At 62.1% G+C, this 23,577-nt stretch carries 22 protein-coding genes; 19 read left to right on the top strand and 3 right to left on the bottom strand.

Going from position 1 to position 23,577, the window contains the following annotated elements:
* The first annotated feature begins 2 nt into the window (after positions 1 to 2).
* The 5 genes from AC1DHL_RS11425 (at position 3) to AC1DHL_RS11405 (ending at position 5,997) form a co-directional block, all read left to right on the top strand.
* Complete coding sequence (locus AC1DHL_RS11425; protein ID WP_478098550.1) at positions 3 to 677, top strand: c-type cytochrome; 675 nt, start codon at positions 3 to 5, stop codon at positions 675 to 677.
* 106 nt (positions 678 to 783) lie between these two features.
* Entirely contained in the window at positions 784 to 2,925 is a 2,142-nt protein-coding gene (locus AC1DHL_RS11420; RefSeq protein WP_478162049.1) for a cytochrome c biogenesis protein ResB, read from the top strand.
* On the top strand, positions 2,922 to 4,238 hold the full coding sequence (ccsB, locus tag AC1DHL_RS11415) for a c-type cytochrome biogenesis protein CcsB (protein ID WP_478098546.1): 1,317 nt from the start codon (positions 2,922 to 2,924) through the stop codon (positions 4,236 to 4,238). Before AC1DHL_RS11420 ends, ccsB begins: the two co-directional genes overlap by 4 nt.
* 110 nt (positions 4,239 to 4,348) lie before the next feature.
* Positions 4,349 to 5,347 (top strand): protein-methionine-sulfoxide reductase catalytic subunit MsrP, encoded by a 999-nt coding sequence (gene msrP, locus AC1DHL_RS11410; RefSeq protein WP_478162048.1) that lies wholly within the window; start codon positions 4,349 to 4,351, stop codon positions 5,345 to 5,347.
* An 11-nt stretch (positions 5,348 to 5,358) separates the two neighbouring features.
* Positions 5,359 to 5,997 carry a protein-methionine-sulfoxide reductase heme-binding subunit MsrQ gene (locus tag AC1DHL_RS11405; RefSeq protein ID WP_478162047.1) on the top strand — a complete coding sequence of 213 codons (639 nt, stop codon included), beginning with the start codon at positions 5,359 to 5,361 and terminating at the stop codon, positions 5,995 to 5,997.
* Here the strand turns inward: AC1DHL_RS11405 and lysA are convergent.
* Both lysA and lptM read right to left on the bottom strand, forming a co-directional pair.
* A complete protein-coding gene (gene lysA / locus AC1DHL_RS11400; RefSeq protein WP_478098538.1) occupies positions 5,987 to 7,267 on the bottom strand; it encodes a diaminopimelate decarboxylase in 1,281 nt (426 codons plus the stop codon). The two genes, AC1DHL_RS11405 and lysA, sit on opposite strands and share 11 nt — an antisense overlap.
* Positions 7,264 to 7,512 (bottom strand): LPS translocon maturation chaperone LptM, encoded by a 249-nt coding sequence (lptM, locus tag AC1DHL_RS11395; protein WP_478098536.1) that lies wholly within the window; start codon positions 7,510 to 7,512, stop codon positions 7,264 to 7,266. The genes lysA and lptM overlap by 4 nt, the downstream gene beginning before the upstream one ends.
* Positions 7,513 to 7,524: 12 nt before the next feature.
* Here lptM and cyaY point away from each other — a divergent pair, with 12 nt between their 5' ends.
* Complete coding sequence (cyaY, locus tag AC1DHL_RS11390; protein WP_478098533.1) at positions 7,525 to 7,857, top strand: iron donor protein CyaY; 333 nt, start codon at positions 7,525 to 7,527, stop codon at positions 7,855 to 7,857.
* Positions 7,858 to 7,864: 7 nt separating this feature from the next.
* Here the strand turns inward: cyaY and AC1DHL_RS11385 are convergent, their stop codons facing one another.
* A complete protein-coding gene (locus tag AC1DHL_RS11385; protein WP_478162046.1) occupies positions 7,865 to 10,273 on the bottom strand; it encodes a penicillin-binding protein 1A in 2,409 nt (802 codons plus the stop codon).
* A 239-nt stretch (positions 10,274 to 10,512) separates the two neighbouring features.
* Between AC1DHL_RS11385 and AC1DHL_RS11380 the strand changes: the two genes are divergently transcribed.
* The 13 genes from AC1DHL_RS11380 (at position 10,513) to AC1DHL_RS11320 (ending at position 23,521) form a co-directional block, all read left to right on the top strand.
* Positions 10,513 to 11,592, top strand: a complete 1,080-nt coding sequence (locus AC1DHL_RS11380) for a pilus assembly protein PilM (RefSeq protein WP_478098530.1) — start codon at positions 10,513 to 10,515, stop codon at positions 11,590 to 11,592.
* Entirely contained in the window at positions 11,589 to 12,209 is a 621-nt protein-coding gene (locus tag AC1DHL_RS11375) for a PilN domain-containing protein (RefSeq protein ID WP_478098529.1), read from the top strand. Before AC1DHL_RS11380 ends, AC1DHL_RS11375 begins: the two co-directional genes overlap by 4 nt.
* A gap of 9 nt (positions 12,210 to 12,218) precedes the next feature.
* Positions 12,219 to 12,893 carry a type IV pilus inner membrane component PilO gene (locus AC1DHL_RS11370; RefSeq protein ID WP_478162045.1) on the top strand — a complete coding sequence of 225 codons (675 nt, stop codon included), beginning with the start codon at positions 12,219 to 12,221 and terminating at the stop codon, positions 12,891 to 12,893.
* A 53-nt stretch (positions 12,894 to 12,946) separates the two neighbouring features.
* Complete coding sequence (locus AC1DHL_RS11365) at positions 12,947 to 13,435, top strand: pilus assembly protein PilP (protein WP_478162044.1); 489 nt, start codon at positions 12,947 to 12,949, stop codon at positions 13,433 to 13,435.
* Complete coding sequence (locus tag AC1DHL_RS11360) at positions 13,432 to 15,564, top strand: type IV pilus secretin PilQ (RefSeq protein ID WP_478162043.1); 2,133 nt, start codon at positions 13,432 to 13,434, stop codon at positions 15,562 to 15,564. The genes AC1DHL_RS11365 and AC1DHL_RS11360 overlap by 4 nt, the downstream gene beginning before the upstream one ends.
* Positions 15,565 to 15,764: 200 nt before the next feature.
* Positions 15,765 to 17,276 (top strand): carboxypeptidase-like regulatory domain-containing protein, encoded by a 1,512-nt coding sequence (locus AC1DHL_RS11355; RefSeq protein ID WP_478162042.1) that lies wholly within the window; start codon positions 15,765 to 15,767, stop codon positions 17,274 to 17,276.
* Complete coding sequence (locus AC1DHL_RS11350; protein ID WP_478162041.1) at positions 17,258 to 17,833, top strand: shikimate kinase; 576 nt, start codon at positions 17,258 to 17,260, stop codon at positions 17,831 to 17,833. Before AC1DHL_RS11355 ends, AC1DHL_RS11350 begins: the two co-directional genes overlap by 19 nt.
* 42 nt (positions 17,834 to 17,875) lie before the next feature.
* The gene (gene aroB, locus AC1DHL_RS11345; protein ID WP_478162040.1) at positions 17,876 to 18,970 is read left to right on the top strand and encodes a 3-dehydroquinate synthase; all 1,095 of its coding nucleotides are present in this window, start codon (positions 17,876 to 17,878) and stop codon (positions 18,968 to 18,970) included.
* A 21-nt stretch (positions 18,971 to 18,991) separates the two neighbouring features.
* Positions 18,992 to 20,122, top strand: a complete 1,131-nt coding sequence (locus tag AC1DHL_RS11340) for a deoxyguanosinetriphosphate triphosphohydrolase (protein ID WP_478162039.1) — start codon at positions 18,992 to 18,994, stop codon at positions 20,120 to 20,122.
* On the top strand, positions 20,119 to 21,381 hold the full coding sequence (locus tag AC1DHL_RS11335; RefSeq protein WP_478162038.1) for an MFS transporter: 1,263 nt from the start codon (positions 20,119 to 20,121) through the stop codon (positions 21,379 to 21,381). Before AC1DHL_RS11340 ends, AC1DHL_RS11335 begins: the two co-directional genes overlap by 4 nt.
* Entirely contained in the window at positions 21,378 to 21,950 is a 573-nt protein-coding gene (locus tag AC1DHL_RS11330) for a DUF1415 domain-containing protein (protein ID WP_478162037.1), read from the top strand. Before AC1DHL_RS11335 ends, AC1DHL_RS11330 begins: the two co-directional genes overlap by 4 nt.
* Positions 21,947 to 22,807: a class I SAM-dependent methyltransferase gene (locus AC1DHL_RS11325; RefSeq protein ID WP_478162036.1), complete on the top strand. Its 861-nt coding sequence runs from the start codon at positions 21,947 to 21,949 to the stop codon at positions 22,805 to 22,807. The genes AC1DHL_RS11330 and AC1DHL_RS11325 overlap by 4 nt, the downstream gene beginning before the upstream one ends.
* Positions 22,808 to 22,825: 18 nt before the next feature.
* On the top strand, positions 22,826 to 23,521 hold the full coding sequence (locus tag AC1DHL_RS11320) for a transposase (RefSeq protein ID WP_478162035.1): 696 nt from the start codon (positions 22,826 to 22,828) through the stop codon (positions 23,519 to 23,521).
* The last annotated feature ends 56 nt before the right edge of the window (positions 23,522 to 23,577 follow it).

Here is a 23,577-nt window from a genome sequence, read left to right as displayed (position 1 = left end):
ATATGAAGTTGTTTGCCCGTTTTCTGCTTGCAGCCCTTCTGGGCGCCGCCGCCAATGTCAGCTTCGCGGCTGACGAGCCCGCCGAAAAGCCGGCTGCCGGAGCACCCGTCAAGGCGGCCAAGCCGGATCCGGCCAAGGGCGACGCCCTCTTCAATACGGCGCCCGCCAACGGCCAGAGCTGTGCCTCGTGCCACAACGCGGACGGCAACTCGGCCATCGCGGGCAACCCGAAGCTGGCGCAGCAGCATCCCGAATACATCTTCAAGCAGCTCCAGGACTTCAGGTCCGGCAAGCGCAAGAGCGCAATCATGAAGCCGATGGTCGCGTCGCTGTCTGATGAAGACATGCGAAACATCGCCTGGTTCGTGGGATCGAAGAAGGTCAAGACCGGCTACTCGAAGGAAAAGGACCTGGTGACCCTCGGCGAGAAGATCTTCCGCGGCGGCTTGTCCGATCGGCAGATTCCGGCGTGCGCGGGTTGCCACAGCCCCGATGGCGCCGGCATCCCTGCGCAGTATCCGCGTCTGGGCGGTCAGCATGCCGAATACACGGTGGCGCAATTGACCATGTTCCGCGACAACGTGCGCCTCAACTCGCTGCAAATGACGGGCGTCGCCGCCAAGCTCAGCGATCGCGAAATCAGGGCAGTGGCCGACTACATTGCCGGGCTGCGTTGACGCCCGGCGGTTGATCGTGAACTAACCGCCAATAACAAACCCCAAACAGGGCGGGCCGATCCAGAGAGGATGGCCCGCCTTTTTGCTTTTCAACGGCTCGCTCCTCATGTCAGTTTCCACCCACGGCCTTCGAGTACGTCACGGTCCCAAAGCGGTCCGTGCGGCGGTGGAGTTGCTTTCGTCGATGCGCTTTGCGATCGCACTGCTGACGATCATCTGCGTCGCATCGATCATCGGCACCGTTCTGAAGCAGCATGAACCGTTCGGAAACTACGTCAACCAGTTCGGCCCATTCTGGGCGGAGTTCTTCCGCGCAGCGAAGCTGGACGCGATCTATAGCGCCTGGTGGTTCCTGCTGATCCTTTTCTTTCTGGTCATCAGCACTTCGCTGTGCATCGCGCGCAATACGCCGCGTATCTTTGCCGACCTGAAGACCTACAAGGAAGACATCCGCGCGCAAAGTCTCAAGGCCTTCGGACAGCGGGCCGAAACCGTGCTCGATGAAACGCCGGACGTTGCTGCCAATCGCATCGGGCAACTTCTGGTCAGCGGCGGCTGGAAGGTCAAGCTCCAGCAGCGCGAGGGAAAGGGATGGATGGTCGCCGCGCGGGCGGGCGGCGCGCACAAGCTCGGCTACATTGCCGCCCACAGCGCCATCGTTCTCGTCTGCATCGGCGGATTGTTGGATGGCGACCTGGTGGTGCGCGCCCAGACCTGGTTCAATGGAAAAAGCGTCTACACCGGCGGTGGACTCATTGCCGACGTCGCGCCGCAGCACCGGCTGTCGCCGAACAATCCGACCTTCCGCGGCAACATCCTGGTGCCCGAAGGCGGGCAGGCGAGCGTTGCGATCCTCAATCAGGCGGACGGCGTACTGCTTCAGGATCTGCCGTTTTCCATCGAGCTCAAGAAGTTCATCGTCGATTACTACTCGACCGGCATGCCCAAGCTGTTCGCGAGCGAGGTGGTGCTGCACGACCGCGAGACCGGCAAGGAGATTCCGACACGCATCGAAGTGAATCATCCCGCCAGCTACAAGGGCGTCGAGATCTACCAGTCGAGCTTCGACGATGGCGGATCGACCGTGAAGCTCAAGGCGGTCCCGATGGGCGCGGCGGCGAAACCCTTCGAGGTCGAAGGCACGATCGGGAGCAGCACCGAGATCACCAACGGCACCGATCGCCTCACGCTCGAGTACGCGGCGCTGCGCGTGATCAACGTCGAGAATTTCGGCGACGGCTCCGGCGGTGAGATGACGAGCGGTGCGGACGTCCGCAAGGTCGATTTGCGAGGCGAACTCGAGTCGCGCCTGGGGGCCGCCAACAAGACCAACAAGCCGAAGACGTTGCGCAACATCGGCCCGAGCATCGGCTACAAGCTGCGCGATGCCGCGGGACAGGCGCGCGAATATCAGAACTACATGGTTCCCGTCGACACCGGTGACGGCCAACCGGTGTTCCTGCTCGGCGTGCGCGACCGACCGGAGGATCCGTTCCGATATCTCCGTGTGCCGGCTGACGACAAGGGCTCGATGGACGGCTTCGTGCGCATGCGCGAGACGCTTGCGGATGCGAAGGCGCGCGCGCTGGCCATCGACCGTTACATCACGCGCACGACCGATCCGAAACGGCCGGAGCTTGCCAATCAACTCCGCACTTCCGCGGCGCGCGCTCTCGCGTTGTTCGCGGGCACTGAGCGGGCCAAGGCCGACGCGGTGACGACCGGCGGCTGGCAGGCAATTGCGGAGTTCATGGAGGCGAACGTGCCCGAAGCCGAGCGGGAGCGCGCGGGCTCGGTACTGGTGCGCATCCTCAACGACGTGCTTTTCGAAGTGCTCAACGTGAGTCGCGAGAAGGCGGGCCTTGCCGCGTTGCCGGCTGACGAGAGGTCTCAGGCGTTTCTCACCCAGGCGGTGCTGGCCATCAGCGACGCGCACTTCTATCCCGCTCCGGTGGCGATGATGATGACGGATTTCAAGCAAGTGCAGGCCAGTGTCTTTCAGGTGGCCCGTGCACCCGGCAAGAACATCGTCTATCTTGGCTGCCTGTTGCTGATCATTGGCATTTTTGCGATGCTGTACCTCCGGGAGCGCAGACTGTGGGTGTGGCTGACGAAAGAGGGTGCGTCGACGCCCGGTACGGCCGCCACCATGGCCTTTTCGGTCAATCGCAAGACCATCGACAGCGATCGCGAATTCGAGCATCTGAAAGACAAGCTGCTCGCCATCAGGAAAGACACGGCGCCATGACCACCACCACCCTCACGCTCAACGACAGCTGGCTGTCGCGCCGGAATGCCTTCGACTGGATCTTCGCGGCCCTGGTGCTGGCCGGTGGGATCTTCGCCTTCTCGCGTTATGCGGGGTCGATGGACTACTACGAGAAGACCATCCTGGTCGCGGCGATGGCCGCCGGAATCTGGATCGGCTGGTTCTGGCGACCTCTGCGGGTGTTGGCGATCGTGGTCGGCTGCGCGACGCTGTTGGCCATCACGTCCTACCAGGGGGACCTGGCACGTGCCGATTCGGTCTTCTGGCTCAAGTACTTCCTCTCGAGCCAGTCGGCCATTCTGTGGATGAGCGTGCTCTTCTTCATGAGCACGCTTTTCTATTGGATCGGCTTCTTCGGCGGCAAGCAGGGCGACGCCATGGATCTCATCGGTTCGCGGCTCGCCTGGGCCGCGGTGACCATGGCGCTGATCGGCACGATGGTCCGCTGGTACGAGAGCCATCAGTTGGGCCCCGATATCGGCCATATCCCGGTCAGCAACCTGTACGAAGTGTTTGTCCTCTTCTGCTGGTTGACGGCAAGTTTCTATCTCTATTTCGAGTCGCGCTATCGCACACGCTCGCTCGGCGCGTTCGTGATGCTGGTGGTAAGTGCCGCCGTCGGCTTTCTGCTCTGGTACACGCTGGTGCGCGATGCGCAGGAGATCCAGCCGCTGGTCCCGGCATTGCAGAGCTGGTGGATGAAGCTGCATGTGCCGGCCAATTTCATCGGCTACGGGACCTTCTCGCTGGCGGCCATGGTTGCCTTCGCCTATCTCATCAAGGAACAGGCGGATGAGACCCGTTGGTACAAGCTCACTCCGATCTGGCTGCTTGGCGTTGCGCTTTGCTTCGTGCCGGTGGCGTTCCGCCAGCGGGCGCAAGAGGCCGGCGGCAGCTATTGGGTCGGCTATGCGGTGATCTCGGCGTTGATTGCGGCCGGCATCCTGCTTGGCCGCCGGCGCATTGCTGCTCGGCTGCCTACGAACGAGGTGCTGGATGATGTGATGTACAAGTCCATCACGGTCGGTTTTGCCTTCTTCACGATCGCGACAGTGCTCGGCGCGCTGTGGGCGGCCGATGCCTGGGGCGGCTACTGGAGCTGGGATCCGAAAGAAACATGGGCGCTGATCGTCTGGCTCAACTACGCGGCCTGGCTGCATATGCGGCTGGTCAAGGGCCTTCGCGGCACCGTGGCGGCCTGGTGGGCACTCGGCGGACTGGCGGTGACGACCTTCGCGTTCCTGGGCGTCAACATGTTCCTGAGCGGCCTGCACAGCTACGGAACCCTCTGACGCCGTTGGTTTTCACGACGAAATGAATCCGTGATCTGCTTTGGCGCGTAACCAAATCATCGCTGGCGACGAACTCAGTCATGCACAGCAATTCTGGCGAAAGGCGATCCATGTTGATTCGGTCCCGTGACAACGGCTTCATCCATCCGCATTCGAGCGAAATCACGCCGCAAGGCATCTACGAAAGCCGGCGCGACATGCTCAGGTGGCTGGCCACGGGCGCGGCGGGGGCTGCCATGGCATCCTGGGCATCGCGCGAAGCGCTGGCGCAGGTCTCCGCGCCCGGAAAGTTGGCCCCGCTGCCGGGCGTGAAGTCGAACGTTCCTGGTGTGCAGACCATGGAAAAGCTGACCGACTACAAGGACGCCACGAGCTACAACAACTATTACGAGTTCGGCACCGACAAGGGAGACCCGGTCAAGAACGCCGGGACGCTCAAGACAAGGCCGTGGACCGTGGAAGTCGAAGGCCTGGTCAACAAGCCGGGCAAGTTCGGTATCGAGGACCTGCTCAAGCTCAGTGCCCAGGAGGAGCGCATCTACAGGCTGCGTTGCGTCGAAGGATGGTCAATGGTGATCCCGTGGGTCGGCTATTCGCTGGCCGAGTTGATCAAGAAGGTCGAACCGCAGGGCAACGCGAAGTACGTTGAGTTCGTGACGTTGGCCGATCCGAAGACCATGCCCTACGTCGGATCGCGCATTCTCGACTGGCCGTATACAGAAGGCTTGCGCATGGACGAGGCCATGCATCCTCTCACGCTGCTGGCTTTCGGGATGTACGGCGAAGTGCTGCCCAATCAGAATGGCGCACCGGTGCGCATCGTGGTGCCATGGAAGTACGGCTTCAAGAGCGGCAAGTCGATCGTCAAGATCCGCTTCGTCGAGAAGGAGCCAGGCACGGCGTGGAACAAGGCCGCGGCGCAAGAGTACGGTTTCTATTCGAACGTCAATCCCAATGTCGATCATCCGCGCTGGAGCCAGGCGACCGAACGCCGTATCGGGGATGGCGGCGGCCTGTTCGCCAAGCGCGCGAAGACGCAGATGTTCAATGGGTACGAAGCCCAGGTCGGCCAGTTGTACGCTGGCATGGACCTGAAGAAGTACTACTGAGCAAGCCTGTCGTGAACAAGCTCCTGATGCACCCGGCGGCCAAGCCGTTGGTGTTCGTGATGTGCCTGCTGCCGTTCGCGTGGCTGTTCCATGGCGCCCTCACCGATGGCCTGGGCGCGAATCCGGCGGAGCATCTGATCCGCTCGACCGGCGACTGGACTCTCCGCTTCGTCTGCATCGTGTTGGCAGTCACTCCCCTGCGGGTGATCAGCAAGACCAACACACTGGCGCGGTTTCGCCGGATGCTGGGCCTCTTTGCCTACTTCTACGTCGCCGTCCACCTGTTGAGCTACAGCTGGTTCGACATGGGCTTCGAAGTCCAGGACATCGCCAAGGACATCGCCAAGCGCCCGTTCATTCTGGTGGGCTTCACCGGATTCGTACTGCTGACCCCGCTTGCTGCGACGTCGTTCAATCGGGCCATCAAGGCGATGGGCGCAAAGCGCTGGCAGGCGCTGCACAAGCTGGTCTACGTGATCGCCGGGCTTGGGCTGCTGCACTTCTTCTGGATGCGGGCGGGCAAGAACAACTTTTCGGAAGTGTTCGTCTATGCCGCGATCATTGCTGTTTTGCTGGGATGGCGGCTCTGGAACTTCGCCAGCAAGAAGAAGCTGTCGGGTCCGATCGCTCCCCGGGCGCTCAGTCGTTGAATCGCTCGCTGCGAAGCTGGTCCTCGATGGTCTCGCGACGACGGATCAGCTTGGCGCTGTGTCCACTCACCAGGACTTCAGCAGCGCGCCCGCGTGTGTTGTAGTTGCTGGCCATCGCCATGCAGTAGGCACCCGCCGAGAGCACGGCGAGATGATCGCCGGCTTGGACCCGCAGCGAACGATCGCGGCCGATCCAGTCGCCGCTTTCGCACACCGGCCCGACAACGTCGTACGTGACGGAGGAAGCCTGCCGCTCGGTCACGGGAACGATCTGATGGAATGCCTGGTACATCGCCGGCCTCGGTAGATCGTTCATGGCCGCATCGACGATGCAGAAGTTCTTTTCTTCACCCGGCTTGGTGTAGAGCACCTCCGTGACGCAGACGCCGGCATTGCCGACCAGCGAGCGCCCGGGCTCGACAATGAGTCGGCGCCCGCCGAAGCCTCGCGCATCAAGGCGCGCGAGCATCTGCAGCCAGAGCGCATCGGCACCCGGCGGCGTGTCGCCGTTGTAGTCGATGCCGAGCCCGCCGCCGAAATCGAGGTGGTGCAACGAAATCCCGGTCTTCTCGATCGCCTCGACGAGATCGAGCACACGCTCCAGCGCCTCGAGGTAAGGCGCTGTGTCGGTGATCTGCGAGCCGATATGGCAGTCGATGCCGACCACCTGCAGGCCCTTGAGAGAAGCAGCATGCTGATAGATCGCGACCGCTTGGTCATGGGCCACGCCGAACTTGTTGCCCTTGAGACCCGTCGAGATGTACGGGTGCGTCTTCGGGTCGACATTGGGGTTGATGCGCACGCTGACAGATGCGCGACGCCCTTTTTCGAGCGCAACCGCGTTGAGCACTTCGAGTTCGGCTTCGCTTTCCACGTTGAAGCATCCGATGCCGGCCGCGAGCGCCTGACTCATCTCGCTGCGCGTTTTCCCGACGCCGGAGAAGATCACCTTGGCAGGGTCCGCGCCGGCCGCCAGGACGCGGGCCAGCTCACCGCCTGAAACGATGTCGAAGCCGCAGCCCGCTTCCGCGAAGACGCGCAGGACCCCGAGAGAGGAATTGGCCTTGATTGCGTAACAGACCAGGGCGTCGCGACCTTCGAAGCCGCGCCGGTAGGCCGCGAGTGCATCGAGCATCCATTGCTTCGAATAGACGAAGAGGGGGGTTCCATGCTCTTGGGCGAGCGCGGAGAGCTTCATGCCCTCAACATGCAACTCGCCCTCCTTGCGCGCGATGTGGGGATGGCCGGGAAGAAGCGCGAACTGGCTCACTTGGTATCTCCAGTCGGTGCTGGGGCAGTGTTCGTCGGGGCCGTTGGCCCTGTTGGCTGTGTAGGCTTTGTCGTTGAATCGGTCTTGGCAGCGCCGGGTAGCAGCGCCTGGGGCAGCGTCGCGCGCTCCTTTGCGGCGGGATCGGTGGGCAGATAGAGAGGGCCCCTTTGGCCGCAGGCGGTCAGGGCGACCCCAACGAGCGCGAGGCCAACGGCGCTCACTAGAATTTGACGAACATTCAACATGGCGAAATTGTAATGACCGACCCCGAGTACATGGACCGCGCGGAAGCCGCGCTTGAAGCGATAGAGCGCGGTTGCGATCGCATCAACGATGCAACCGATGCCGATATCGACAACCAGCGCGTCGGCGGCATGATCACGATCACTTTTCGAAATGGAAGCCAGTTGATCATCAACCTGCAGAAACCGTTGCAGGAAATCTGGCTGGCTGCCCGCTCCGGCGGCTACCACTACCGCCATGACGGCCGCGCGTGGGTCGACACGAAGACACGCGAGGAATTCTTTGGGAACCTCTCGCGCGAAGCAACGTTGCAGGCAGGGCAGCCGCTGAATTTCTCGGCCGACTGACGATTGTCTAGTTCCGGAACAGGTCCAGGATGCGGCTGCGTTCTTCAGGCGCCGGCGTCGGGCCGATCGGCGGTCCGCTGATCGCTTCCGCAGGCGGCGTCGGGCCGCCTTCGACACCCAGGGTCGCGACGCCGCGGCCCGGTGCGTAGTCGTCGTAGTACCACTCGCCGCCAACGTTCACCACGCCTGCGGGCGCGGGGACTTCAGCCACAGGAACGCCCTTGATCGCGGTCTCCATATAGGTGATCCAGATCGGCAGGCTCAGTCCGCCGCCGGTCTCGCGATCACCGAGCTTGCGTGGCGTGTCGTAGCCCATCCATGCAATGGCAGCCATCGTCGGCTGGAAACCCGCAAACCACGCATCCAGAGAGTCGTTCGTCGTACCGGTCTTGCCGTAGATGTCTGTCCGCTTGAGCGTCGCCTGCGCCTTGGCCGCGGTGCCGCCGCTCGCCACTGACTGCAGCAGGCTGTCCATGATGTAGGCGTTACGCTGCGGGATCGCGCGCATCGATTCATTGAGCAAGGGCGGTTGCCTGTCGACCAGGACCTTGTCCTTGTGATCGGTCACGCGCGTCACGAGGTAGGGATTGACGCGATATCCGCCGTTCGCGAACACCGAGTAGGCCGTCGCCATCTGCATCGGCGTGACCGAACCTGCGCCGAGGGCCATCGGCAGATAGGCCGGGTGCTTTTCACGCTCGAAGCCGAAGTTGGTGATCCAGTCCTGCGCATACCGCGTGCCGATCGATTGCAGGATGCGGATCGACACCATGTTCTTCGACTTCATCAGCGCACGGCGCAGGGGCATGGGCCCGTCGAAGGTGCCGTCGTAGTTCTTCGGCTCCCAAGGCTGTCCGCCGGTGGTGCCGGCATCGAAGAACAACGGCGCGTCGTTGATTACCGTGCTGGGCGTGAAGCCCTTTTCGAGCGCTGCGGAATAGATGAAAGGCTTGAAACTCGAGCCCGGCTGCCGCCACGCCTGCGTGACGTGATTGAACTTGTTCTTGTCGAAGTCGAAGCCGCCGACCATCGCTTTCACGGCACCGTCGCGCGGGTCCATCGCGACGAACGCACCTTCCACTTCCGGCAACTGGGTGATCTCCCATGCACCCTTTGGCGTCTTGACGACGCGGATCACCGCGCCGCGGCGAATCCTGATGTTGGGCGGTGCCTTGTCCGAGAGTCCTGACTGCGCGGGCTTCAGGCCATCGCCCACGATCTGGAGGGTATCGCCGTTGCCGCGAACAGCGGTGATTTCCTTCGCGTTGGCCTTGAGCACCACGGCCGACATCACGTCGCCGTTGTCGGGATGCTCGGCGAGTGCATCGTCGACGGCTTCGTCGACCTCCTTCGAGTCATTGGGCAAGTCGACGAATTTCTCGGGCCCCCGATAGATCTGGCGACGCTCATAGTCCATGATGCCCTTGCGAAGGGCGCGGTAGGCCGCAGCCTGATCCACAGCGACAAGGGTGGTGTAGACCTTGAGGCCGCGCGTATAGGTGCTGTCGCCGTATTGCGCGTACATCAACTGTCGAACCGTTTCGGCGACGTATTCGGCGTGCAGGCGCGTGGGGTCGGCGGCGTCGCGCAGGTGAAGGTCTTCCTTCTTGGCTTCCGCCGCCTGTTCGGCGGTGATGAAGCCGGCTTCCTGCATGCGGTCGATCACGTAGAGCTGCCGCCCGCGTGCTCGCGTCGGATTGTTGACGGGATTGTTCGCGCCGGGCGCCTTCGGAAGGCCTGCCAGCATGGCTGCCTGTGCAATCGTGATGTCCTGAAGTGGCTTGCCGAAATAAGCCTCGGAAGCCGCCGCAAATCCGTAGGCCCGATTGCCAAGGTAAATCTGGTTCAGGTAGATCTCGAGGATCTGGTCCTTCGTCAGCAGGTGCTCCAGCTTGAATGTCAGCAGGACTTCATAGATCTTGCGAGTAAGGGTTTTCTCGGAACTCAAATAGACATTTCGCGCCACCTGCATCGTGATGGTCGATGCCCCTTGGCTCTTGACGCGATTCATGTTTGCGAGGCCGGCGCGCAGCATGCCCTTGTAGTCGACGCCGCCGTGGTCATAGAAACGCGCGTCCTCGGCTGCGAGGACTGCGTCCTTCATGACCTTCGGCACGGTCGAGATGGGGGTGAGATTCCGGCGTTCTTCCCCGAATTCGCCGATCAGGATTCCCTCGGACGAGAACACCCGCAGAGGAAGTTTCGGGCGGTAGTCAGCCAGCTCGGAGATGTCTGGAAGGTTCGGATAGGCAACCGCCAGTGCGACCGCGATGATGCATATGACAGCAACTGCGCCGGCCGCTACGAGGCCCAAACTCCACAATATGATTCGGACCAACCATCTCAGCCAGGCCGGGCGTTTGGAAGCGGGCGGGGAGGCTTTTGCAGGCGTCTTGGGTCGGGAAGTTTCGGGCATTGAGGCTGTTGGAGTCTGCGGTCATTATAAAAACGCGGTCCTTGAAGGCGGCGTGTTCGTATCAGTTAGGACCCAAGTACTCCTATTTGTGACGTAAGTTGCAGAAGGGAACTGTTACGTCGACTTTTGACAACGATTGGTGCCGCACTGGGGGTTCGTCGCTTGGATGGCGTTCTACCTGCTGCTAGCATGCAACCACTCGCAAATTTTTCCAATCGTTACAAACGGACGGATCTAACTTGACAGACTTGGGATCGTTGTTTCGCCGCCAGCCTGCGCCTTTGCTTGGGCTGGACGTCAGCTCGTCCAGTGTCAAGCTGGTCGAACTGGGCCGTGACGCGAGCGGCAAGCTGGTGCTGGAGCGTTGTGCCATCGAGCCGCTCGAGCGCGGATGGATCACCGACGGCAATGTGGAAAAGTTCGACGAAGTGGCCGAGGCGGTGCGGCGCGTCGTGCGCAAAAGCGGCACGCGTACCAAAAACGTCGCCTTGGCTTTGCCGCCGTCGGCAGTAATTACCAAGAAAATTGTTTTGCCCGGCGGAATGAGCGAGCAGGAGCTCGAAATTCAGGTCGAGTCCGAGGCGAATCAATACATTCCTTTTTCCCTGGATGAGGTGAGCCTCGATTTCTGCGTCATCGGGCAAAGCGCAAGTTCGGCCGGCGACGTTGAAGTATTGATTGCCGCGTCGCGCAAGGAAAAGGTGCAGGATCGCCAGGGTTTGGCCGAGGCGTCCGGGCTGAAGGCGGTGATTCTGGACGTCGAGTCCTATGCATCCCGCTTGGCGACCGCACGCTTGATCGAGCAGCTTCCCGGACAGGGCCGTGACGCGGTCGTCGCACTGTTCGAGGTAGGGGCCTTCACGACCAGCATGCAGGTCTTGCGCAATCAGGAAGTGCTGTATGACCGCGATCAGGCTTTCGGCGGCGCTCAACTGACACAACTCATTGTTCGTCAGTACGGGTTTTCCGCAGAGGAAGCAGAGGCCAAGAAGCGAAGCGGGGACCTGCCCGAGGACTATGGTTCGGGCGTGCTCAAGCCCTTCGTGGCCAGCATTGCGCAGGAAATTGCCCGCGCGCTCCAATTCTTCTTCACCAGCACGCCGCACAACCGCGTCGACTATGTATTGCTGGCGGGTGGCTCGGCATCGTTGCCGGGTCTCACCAGTGCGGTGACGCGCCAGACATCATTCGCTTGCTCGCTCGTGAATCCCTTCGACGGGATGGAAATCGGCAGCGGGATCCGGGAAAAGAAAGTGCGCCGCGAAGCGCCCTCGTACCTGACGTCGTGCGGCTTGGCGATGCGGAGGTTCCTGCAGTGATCCTCATCAATCTGCTCCCTCACCGGGAAGCCGCGCGCAAGCGCCGTCGCGAGACTTTTTACGCGACGCTGGGTCTTGCCGCGGTCATGGGGGTCGTGCTGGCCGGAGCGACTTACCTCTGGTACCAGGCTCAGATATCCAGTCAGCAGGCGAAGAACGGCCTTCTGCAGACCTCGATCGCCAAGCTCGAAACCGAAATCAAGGAGATTTCGACCTTGCAGGCCGAAATTGCGGCACTGCGCGCACGGCAGCAAGCGGTCGAAGATCTGCAGGGCGATCGGAACATGCCGGTGCACTTGCTCAATGAGCTTGTTCGGCAGCTTCCGGATGGCGTCTACCTGACGAGCATGAAGCAGGACAACCAGACGGTCACGCTGCAAGGCATGGCGCAGTCCAATGAGCGGGTGTCGGAATTGCTCCGCAATCTCGGCAACAACAGTCCGTGGCTGGTCAAGCCGGAGTTGGTCGAGATCACATCAGGCAGCGTCAGCCTGAGTCCGCGTGACCAGCGCCGCGTTGCGAACTTCACGATGCGCATCGGCCTCAAGCGGCCCACCGACGCGCAGAAGCCCGCTGCAGGGGCCAAGCCCGCGGCAGCACCAGCAGCGAAGGGTTAGGCGTTCATCATGGCAACCAAACGCTCTTCCCAAAAATTCGACATCGGCGCCTCATTGCGGCGATTCGGTGAACAGTTCCAGGGGCTGAACCCGAACGACCCGTCGGCATGGCCGCCCGTTCCCCGCTACGCCTTGTGCCTCGCGGTGACTGCGGCGGTCCTGGCGGCATTGTGGTTCGTGTGGCTGACCAACTCGAATGACGAGCTCGAAGCTGCACGTGCGAAGGAAGTCACCCTGAGGGCTGACTATCAGAAGAAGGTCGCTCAAGCGGCCAACCTCGAACTGCTGAAGAAACAGCGCGAACAGGTCCAGCAGTACGTCACGCTGCTTGAAAAACAACTGCCGAGCAAGGCCGAAATGGACGCCCTGCTGTCGGACATCAATCAGGCCGGCCTTGGACGCAGCCTCCAGTTCGAGTTGTTCCGTCCTGGACAGGTATCGGTCAAGGACTACTACGCCGAGCTGCCGATCGCAGTGCGCGTGACGGGGCGCTATCACGACATGGGCGCCTTCGCGGCGGATGTCGCGAATCTCTCGCGGATCGTGACCCTGAACAATCTTTCCGTGACGCCGCAGAAAGATGGTGCCCTTGTCATGGACGCCACTGCGCGGACCTACCGCTATCTGGATGAGGAAGAGCAAAACATGCAGAAGCGTGCCGCAGCGGGGGCGAAGAAGAAATGAGAACGCTCGGTTTTCTAGGGCTCTGCGCCGCCGTAGCGGGCTTGAGCGGTTGCATGGGGTCCGAACAGGAAGAACTCCAGCGCTGGATGGCCGATCAACGGGCACAGGTGAAGCCGACGGTGCCTCCGATCACGGAGCCGAAGAAGTTCACTCCGCAAGCCTATACCGAAGGCAGCACGATCGAGCCCTTCGACATGCAGAAGCTGACGCAGGCGCTACGCCGCGACTCGAGTCAGCCCAGCACCTCTGCGCTCATCGCTCCGGAATTGACCCGTCGCAAGGAAGCGCTCGAAGCATTTCCGCTCGATTCCATGGCAATGGTGGGAAGCCTGAATCGCAATGGCCAACCCGTTGCCTTGATCAGCGTCGACAAGTTGCTCTATCAGGTCCGGGTCGGCAACTACCTGGGACTCAACTACGGGCGTATTACCCGAATCAGTGAAACCGAACTCGGCTTGCGTGAAATCGTGCAGGACGCCGCCGGTGAATGGATCGAACGCGTGGCGACGCTGCAGTTGCAAGAGAGGACGACGAAGAAATGAATCAACAAAAATCAATGCTCGCGCAGTGGCTGCGCGCTGCCGGTGCGGCTGTGCTGGCCCTCAGTGCGGCCGCCGTCGTCCATGCTCAAAACGCGATCGAACAGGTCACGAGTTCGATGCAATCCGGTTCGGAGGTCATTCGAATCGACTTCACGCAACCGCTCACCGCGCCGCCGACGGGGTTTGCCATTCAGTCGCCAGCACGCGTTGCGCTTGATTTTCCCGGCGTCACGAATGCAATCGGGCGCTCGGCTATCGAGGTCAACCAGGGCAACCTGAAATCTGTCAATGTGGTTCAGGCAGGCGAACGCACGCGTTTGGTCCTTAATCTGAAGCAGGCGACGGCCTACAAGACCGAAATTCAGGGCAAGTCGCTCTTGGTGTCCCTGGAGCCGGTGGCAGGCCAAGCCCTGGCGACAACCATGGCCCAATCGACGTTCGCGGAAAACCGCAACCGCGACATGTTGCCCTTGAAGGACGTCGATTTCCGGCTTGGCTCGGACGGTACCGGTCGCGTGATTGTTGATTTGGCCAACAACCAGGTCGGCGTTGATATTCGCCAGCAAGGCAAGAATCTGGTCGTCGAGTTCACCAAGTCGACGCTGCCGGAAGGCTTGCGTCGCCGGCTGGATGTGTCGGATTTCGGCACGCCCGTTCAATTGGTGACGACGCAACAAGTCGGCGATCGCGTGCGGATGACCATCGAGCCCAAGGGCGAGTGGGAGCACAGCGCCTACCAGAGCGAAAACCAGTTCGTGGTCGAAGTCCGGCCGCGCAAGATCGATCCCACGAAGCTGACCCAGGGCGTCGGCTACAGCGGCGAGAAGCTCTCGCTGAATTTCCAGAACATCGAAGTGCGCTCGCTCCTCCAGGTGATTGCCGACTTCACGAACTTCAATATCGTGACTTCGGATTCGGTCACCGGTGCGCTGACGCTCCGCCTGAAGGACGTTCCCTGGGACCAGGCGCTGGACATCATTCTGCAGGCCAAGAACCTGGGCATGCGCAAGAACGGCAGCGTCCTCTGGATCGCGCCGAAGGATGAGATCAACGCCAAGGAAAAGCTCCAGTTCGAGGCCGAGAATGCCATTCAGAACCTGGAACCGCTTCGCACGCAGTCCTTCCAACTGAACTACACCAAGGCGGTCCAGATTGCTCAAGGCCTGACTGGCACGGGTGCTGCCAGTGGCGGCGGTGGTGGCACGGCGACGCGTATCCTGAGCGCCCGTGGCAGTGTGCTTGCCGAAGCTCGGACCAACCAGATCTTCGTGTCGGACATCCCGTCCCGCCTGGCGCAGGTGGCAGAACTGATCCAGAAACTCGACATACCTGTGCGTCAGGTGCTGATCGAGGCGCGAATCGTCGAAGCGACGGACACGTTCGGCAAATCGCTGGGCGTCAAGCTCGGCGGCGGCATCATCAACACGAACGGCACGGTCGGAGCAAATCCCATCGTCACACCGAATCCAGTTGTCAATGGCGTGTTCCAGAACCAGCCCACCGCAACCACGGTCTTCACAGGTTCCAACTTTGTCAATTTGCCCTCCACCGGTGTTTCCGGCAACGGGAATGCGCCGGGGACTTTTGCGATTTCCCTGTTCAATCAAAGCTTGTCGAGAATTCTGAACCTGGAAATCTCTGCTCTGGAAGCTGATGGCAAGGGCAAGGTCGTTTCCAGCCCTCGTGTCGTCACGGCTGATCAAACAAAGGCCTTGATCGAACAGGGTACGGAACTTCCCTACCAGGTCGCGACTTCGAGCGGTGCCACATCCATCGCCTTCCGCAAGGCCAATCTCAAGCTGGAGGTGACGCCGCAGATCACCCCTGAGGGCAACATCATCCTGACACTGGATGTCAACAAGGACACTGTCGGACAGCCCACAACGGCCGGATTTGCCATCAACACCAAGCACGTCCAAACCGAAGTGTTGGTCGAAAACGGCGGCACCGTTGTGATCGGCGGCATCTTCGAGTTGACCGAAGCGACCGACGAATCACGCATACCGGTCCTCGGGGAAGTGCCTTACCTCGGGGCCCTTTTCCGTACGCGAAATCGGACGGCGAACAAGACCGAATTGCTGGTCTTTATCTCGCCGAAGATGATCACCGACCGCAATGCGGCTCGCTAAACAAGAATGTTTTTAGGCTAAAAATGGGAAATTCATTGAGCGCGAAGAAATCTGCGTTGGTTGCAACGATCATGGCTGCCATGATGACAGCGTGTGGCGGTGGCGGCAGTCCGGGGCTTCCCCCGGTGACTTCGACTGGCGGCGGAGGATCGACAACTACACCAACTCCGACCCCGACCCCGACCCCGACGGCAGCGGACATGATCGTTACGGTCGACAAGGCCGCGCTCACGAACACAGGCAGCGACCAAGCCACGCTCAGCGTTGTAGCTGTGGATGCCTCGCGTAACGTCGTCGGCTCTGTGCCCGTCGCCGTGACCGTCGATAGCAACGCGGTCTTCACGCCCGCCGCCGGATCGGCCACCGCCGCCGACGGCACGTTTGGCGGCAAGGTCGGCATTGGCGCCGACAAGTCCAATCGGCTCATTCACTACACGGTGACGTCGGGCGCGCTGACCAAGACAGGTGCGATCAGCGTCGCAGGCAGTGCGATCCAACTGAACTCGGTGCCTCAGAAGCCTCAGCCTGGCGCGAACGTGACTGTGACGGTCACGATCAAGGATGCGTCCGGTGCGGGTATCGCGGGTGCAACAGTGACGGCGAGCGGCATTCCCGGTCAAGTGTTCGCACCCACCCAAACCAGTTCGACCGGCGTCGCTACCTATACATTCACGGCGCCCAGCACCGACGGCCTCTATACGATCGCCGTACAAAGCTTGGGCGTTACGAATACATATCCGCTGCAGGTGTCGTCAGGAGCACAAGTACCGAACGCGGTCGGGCCTGTATCCGGCGCGAGTGCACTCGCCAATCCGGTTGTCGTTGCGTCCAATTCCAGCGGCAGCGTAGCCAACAAGTCGGAGATTCGTGCGCTGTTCTTCGCTGCCGACAACACGCCGATTCCGAATATGCGCGTGCGGTTCTCCGTCGCGAGTACTGCACTGCCCGGCGAATCGCTGTCGACCGGCTCGGACTTGGTCTACAGCGATGCCGCTGGGGCGGCCACGACGAGCTACGTGGCTTCGACCACGTCCAGCCCCACCAATGGGGTGGTCATCAAGGCGTGCTACGACGTGGCCGACTTTGCTCCAGGAACGTGCCCGAACGTCGTGCAGACGTCGCTGACGGTGACGGCTAGCCCTGTCTCGCTGACCATCGGTTCGGGTAACGAAATCACGAAATCGCCGAGCAAGATTTCATACATCAAGCAATTCGAGATTCAAGTCGTTGATTCGGCCGGTCAGGCCAAGGATGGCGTTCCCCTGTCCGCCGTCGTTGACATCGACGGGTACTGGAAGGGTGCCACGCCGCCGGCGCCCCCGAGCTTGCTCACGAACGACTTCCCGGGGTACAAATGGTGCTACAACGAGGATCAGAATCGCAACGGCATCTTGGACACTGGCGAGGACACCAATCACGACAGTCAGCTCACGCCCCGTAAGGCTGATGCTGCGATCAGCTTCGTTAATGGCAATCTGACCCAAAACGGTGGCTTGGCGCAGGTCCAGTTGACCTACCCACAGAACGTCGCGACTTGGATGCGTGTGAAGATCACGGTAACAGCGGGGGTGTCGGGCAGCGAAGGCGCCGCGACGTACACTTACATTCTTCGCGCCGCGCAGGAAGATGCGACCAACGGGTCGTTCCTCATACCGCCTTATGGCAGCGACATCGGTACCGGTCCCACTCAAGGTTGCAACACTCCGCTCTAAAGACGTTTGGCAAGCCGATTATTCTGATCGGCTTGCCGGGTTCGGGTAAATCGAGCATCGGTCGTCGACTCGGCCGTGAGCTCGATTTGCCGTTTCTGGATTCCGACACGGTGATCGAGGAGCGCATCGCTTGCTCGATCCGTGACTACTTTGAGCGCGAAAGCGAGGCGAGCTTTCGCGACATCGAGCAGTCGGTGATTGGCGAACTCCTCGCCACGCATTGTGGCGTGTTGGCCACTGGCGGCGGCGCAGTCTTGAGGGATGTCAACCGCCGCGTTCTGCGTGAATGCGGACACGTCGTCTATCTTCGATCTTCCCCGGAAGACTTGTTTCGCCGTCTACGACATGACGTAAAGCGACCGTTGTTGCAGGTGGCCGATCCTCTCGGGCGGTTGCGCGAGCTCTACGACGCGCGCGATCCGCTCTACCGCGAGACCGCTCACGACGTGATCGACACGGGGCGCCCCACACTGGCAACGTCCGTCAATCTCGTCATGGCCCAACTTGAGTTGGCGGGAATCATCCCTTCATTGCCGCAGGCCGGACTTCCCGAGTAATTCGGCACGGGCGCGCATGCGCCTAAACTCGCAGGCATGCCATTGACGATTTCCCACGAGCACGTCGAGATCGAACTCGGCGATCGCAGCTACCCGATCCTGATTGGCAGTGGCCTGCTCAACGATCTACAGAGCTTCGCAGCCGTGCCGACCGGCGCGAGCGCCTTGATCGTGACCAACACGACCGTGGCACCGTTGTACGCCGCGACGCTGCGCAAGGTGCTTGCGACTCGGTTCCGCTCGGTCCACGTGCTTCAGCTGCCCGACGGCGAAGCACACAAGGATTGGCAGACTCTCAATCTGATCTTCGACGCACTGCTCGGTCACGGTTGCGACCGCAAAACAGTCCTCTTCGCGCTCGGAGGAGGCGTCATCGGCGACATGACCGGCTTCGCCGCCGCCAGCTACATGCGAGGCATCCCCTTCGTCCAGGTCCCGACGACCTTGCTGGCCCAGGTCGATTCTTCCGTCGGCGGCAAGACCGCCATCAACCATCCGCTCGGCAAGAACATGATCGGCGCGTTCTATCAGCCGCAACTCGTGCTTTGCGATCTTGCGACGCTCAAGACGTTGCCGGCGCGCGAGTTGAGCGCGGGGCTGGCCGAGATCATCAAGTACGGACCCATCTATGACATGGGCTTCCTGGATTGGATCGAGGCCCATGTCGACGCCCTGGTGGCGATGGATCCGCAGGCGCTGGCGTATGCCGTCAAGCGCAGTTGCGAGATCAAGGCAGCGGTTGTCGGCCAGGACGAGCGGGAGACCGGGCTTCGTGCGATCCTGAACTTCGGCCACACCTTCGGTCATGCGATCGAGTCGGGCCTGGGCTATGGCGAATGGCTGCATGGCGAGGCGGTCGGCTGCGGCATGGTGATGGCCGCGCACCTCTCGCAGCGCCTCGGGGGCGTCGACGCCGCTTTTGTGCAGCGTCTGACGGCGCTCATCCAGAAGGCGGGCCTTCCGGTGGTCGCGCCGGCGCTCGGCGCGGAGCGCTATCTTGAACTGATGCGCATCGACAAGAAGTCCGAGGCCGGCGAGATCCGCTTCGTCGTGATCGACAAGCCCGGCTCGGCCATCATGCGCAGCGCTCCGGACGCCATGGTGCGCGAGGTCATCGCGCAATGCAGCGCAAACTGAGCGGCCCCCGCCGCACCTGAAGTGAGCCTCGCGCCTTATGCCAGCCATCCCGCGCGATCGCGCGGGCGCAGACACGCCGAAGCGCCCGCGCCCACAAGAGACGCGTTCCAGCGTGACCGCGACCGCATCGTGCATTCGACGGCGTTCCGGCGTCTGGTCTACAAGACCCAGGTATTTCTCAATCACAAAGGCGACCTGTTCCGGACGCGGCTGACCCATTCGCTCGAGGTCGCCCAACTCGGACGCTCGATCGCTCGCGCGCTCCGGCTCAACGAGGACCTGGTCGAGGCCATCGCGCTGGCGCACGATCTGGGGCACACCCCATTCGGTCACGCAGGCCAGGACGCGCTCGATGCATGCATGCAGGATCACGGAGGGTTCGAGCACAACCTCCAGAGCCTTCGCGTGGTGGATGAACTCGAGCATCGATATCCCCAGTACGACGGCCTGAACCTGAGTTTCGAGACGCGCGAGGGCATTCTCAAGCACTGCTCGCGTGCGAACGCCGAGCGGATCGAGGCCCAGGAGCCGGGTGGCGTGGCGCGGCGCTTTTGCGATCGCACGCAGCCGGGCCTGGAGGCACAGCTTTGCAATCTCGCCGACGAGATCGCCTACAACGCGCACGACATCGATGATGGCGTGAGGTCCGGGCTGATCGGCATCGAGCGGCTGACCGAGGTCGGGCTGTTCGATCGGTACCGCCGCGAAGCGCTGGCCGAGTATCCGGAGCTTCGAGGCCGACGTGTTCTCTACGAGACGATCCGACGGATGCTCAGCGCGCAGGTCTATGACGTGATCGATGCGACGACCGCCGCGCTGGCCTCCACGGCGCCTTCCGACGCCGACGCTGTGCGGCAGGCGGGCCCGTTGGTCCTGTTCAGCGAATCGATGCGCGTGGAGTCGACCGAACTCAAGCGCTTCCTGTTTCGCAATCTCTACCGGCACCCCCAGGTGGCGCAAACCGCCAATCGGGCGCAGGGCGTCGTGCGATCGCTGTTCGCCGCTTATGTCGATGACGCTGCCCAGATGCCCGAAGCCTATGCAGGGCGTGGCGACCGGTACCGCGCGGTGGCGGACTATATTGCCGGGATGACAGATCGATTTGCGATCCGGGAATACGAACGCCTCACGGGGCAGCGGTGGGCTGAATGAGCGCTTCCGCCGGGCACGAGACCCGCATACCTGCTGCCGCTCTCGCCGTTGTTGCCGCGGGCGTTGCGGCTGCGTTGCATCTCGGCAAATTGCCGCCGGCAGTCCCGGCGCTCCAGGCCAACCTGGGCATCGGTCTGGTCGAAGCCGGATTCCTGCTTTCGCTGGTGCAGGTCGCGGGCATGACGCTCGGCCTTTTTGTCGGACTCGCTGCCGATGTCATCGGGCTTCGGCGGAGCATGCTGACCGGACTGATTGTTGTCACCTGCGCGAGTTTGCTTGGCGGCGCGGTCGGATTCTGGGTCGACGACAAGACGCAGGCGCTGTCACTGTTGTTCGCACTCCGCGGGCTCGAAGGCTTCGGCTTTCTCCTGGCGGCGATGCCTGGACCTGGATTGATCCGCGCGTTGGCGCCAGCGAGCGCTGAGAAGGCCGCGATGGGGTTGTGGGGCGCCTATATGCCGCTCGGGGTCGCACTGGCATTGCTCGCCGGGCCGGCGCTGATCGCTTGGGTCGGCTGGCAGGGCTGGTGGTGGACCCTGTCGGCAGTTTCCGCCGCCGCCGCAATGTGGGTCGCCTTGGTAGTGCCGGGCGACAACTCGCGGCGTCCGACGGCCGGCGTATCGACGGAGGCCTGGGGTGAACGTCTGCGCATCACCGCCGGCGCTGGGGGACCCTGGACGCTCGCGCTGGCGTTCGCGGTCTATTCCTCGCAATGGATGGCAGTGATCGGTTTTCTGCCCGCGATCTACGTCGAAGCCGGGGTTCCGGCGGCCTGGACTGCCGCATTGACGGCACTTGCGGCCGCGATGAACATCGTCGGCAATGTCACAGGCGGACGGCTTCTTCAGCGCGGTGTGGCACCGGATCGACTGATGCGCTGGGGCTTCGTCGTCATGGCGCTCGGAAGCGTCGCGGCATTTGCGCAGATCGGCGATTCGCGCGATGCGCTCGGGCTTCCGCCAGCGTTGCGCTACCTGGCCGTTTGCATGTTCTCGCTCGGCGGGGGCGTCGTGCCGGCCACGTTGTTCATGCTTGGCGTGCGGCTTGCTCCGGGGCCTTCGACGGTATCGACGACGATCGGGATGATGCAGCAGGCTTCATCGCTCGGCCAATTCATCGCGCCGCCTGTTGTCGCATGGATCGCCCATCGCGCGGGCGGCTGGCAGTGGACCTGGGTGGTTACGTTGGCGTGTTCGTTGGCGGGCATCGCGTTCGCTGCCAAGCTTTCGCCGGCAGTTCCGCGAGCGGGGACGGCATGAGCGGTCCGGTCATTTCGCCGTCTCAGGCCGAAGCTGGCACTCGGCGCTGGCTGGAGCGCGCGGTGATCGGGCTCAATCTGTGCCCGTTCGCCAAGGCGGTGCACGTCAGGGGCCAGATTCACTATGCGGTCTACACGGCGAACGACGAAGCGGGTCTCGTCGACGCATTAGTGGCCGAAGCCGAAGCACTCGCCGCCCGTTCTCCTGTCGAGCGGGACACCACACTCTTGATTGCACCGAACACCTTGGCAGACTTTTTCGATTTCAATGATTTCATCGCCCGTGCGGAGCGTCGTCTTGCGCGCGAAGGCTTCGAGGGTCAATTCCAGCTCGCCAGTTTCCATCCCCGCTTCCAGTTCGCCGGCACCGACGCCGAAGACATCACGAATGCGACGAATCGCGCGCCATATCCGACCTTGCACCTGCTTCGCGAGGACAGCGTGAGCCGAGCCGTCGACGCCTTTCCGGATGCCGAGGCCATCTTCGGACGCAACATCCAGACGCTCGAGGCGCTCGGGGCTGCGGGGTGGGACGCGCTCGACGTCGGCCCCGGAGGCGCAGCGCCATGAACAAGGCCGCAAAGGCCTCGAAGGCCGAAGCCGAAGTGCTGAGCGAGCTGCGCCCGGGGCAGTCGGTCGAGCTTCTCAAGGAACTGCACATCCTCACGCGGGAAGGTCGTCTCAACCAGGATTCGAGGCGCAAGCTCAAGCAGGTCTATCACCTGTTCCAGTTCATCGAAAAGCTGCTGAACGAACTGCCGGGCGACGGCGCGCAGACCACGCTGGCCGATCACGGCGCCGGCAAGTCGTATCTGGGATTCATCATCTACGACCTGTTCTTCCGCGCGCGGGAGGGAGGGCATGTCTATGGCATCGAGACCCGAACGGATTTGGTCGAGAAGTCACGGGCGCTTGCCGAGCGGCTGCATTTCGGCCGCATGTCCTTTCTCAATCTGACTGTGGCGGAATCTGCAGCTTCTGCCGCCTTGCCGCCCCGGATCGACGTGGTGACCGCACTGCACGCATGCGACACCGCCACCGACGATGCAATCGCATTCGGTCTGGCGAAAGAGGTGCGTTTCATGGTCTTGGTGCCTTGCTGCCAAGCCGAGATCGCGGCATGCCTGCGCCAGACGAAGGCGCTGTCTCTTTCGCGTACGCCCCTGGCCGAGTTGTGGCGGCATCCGCTGCACACGCGCGAGATCGGCAGCCAACTCACGAATGTGTTGCGCTGTCTTTACCTCGAGGCGAATGGCTATCAGGTCACGGTCACCGAACTGGTCGGCTGGGAACACAGCATGAAGAACGAACTCATCATTGCGCGCCATACCGGGCAGCGCAAGGCGAGTGCCGCCGCAAGATTGCGCGATCTGTTGGCGGAGTTCGGCCTCGAGTCCTTGATGGAGACGCGCTTCAGGCTTTCCTGAGCCCGCCATATCAGCGACATGGCAAGACTGCCCCGCCTCACCCTGGCCGATCAGCCGCATCACGTCATCCAGCGTGGCAACAATCGTCAGGCGATCTTCGTCGATCGGGCCGACCACGAAGTGTTTCTGGCGCTCCTGGGCGACAACGCGGTGGCTTCGGGTGTCGCTCTTCACGCCTATGTGCTGATGGACAACCATTTCCATCTATTGGCGACGCCTTCCACCGCAGAAGGACTGCCGCAATGGATGCAGGCGGTCGGTCGGCGCTATGTCCGGTATTTCAACGATCGGCATGGGCGGACGGGCACGTTGTGGGAAGGACGCTACAAGTCCACCCTGATCCAGACGGATCGCTATCTGCTGGCCTGCATGGCCTATATCGATTTGAATCCGGTACGCGCGGGCATTGTTGCCGAGGCGCGCGACTATCCCTGGTCGAGTCACGGACACTATGCCGGCCTGCGGCAAGACAAGCTGCTGACGCCGCACCCGCTCTACTGGGCGCTCGGAAACACGCCGTTCGCCCGCGAAGCCGCGTATGCCGAATTGGTGCGTGGCGGCGTTTCGAGAGCGGATCAGGCCACGTTGACAGACGCCACACTCCACGGCTGGGCCGCGGGCGACCGAACATTTCTCGAGTCGTTACAAAAAACGACAGGTCGTCGCCTGCACAAGGCCCGACCCGGGCGGCCGCCAGCTTCACGCAAACACTGAAAATCCGGCCGAAACCGTTGCCAGTCAAGGGATTGGCGCTACTGTTTTTGATGTGT

It is taken from the genome of Variovorax sp. 10L426 (assembly GCF_056395305.1).
The sequence above is the reverse complement of the archived record's forward strand: the minus strand, read 5'-3'. Positions and strand labels throughout refer to the sequence as shown.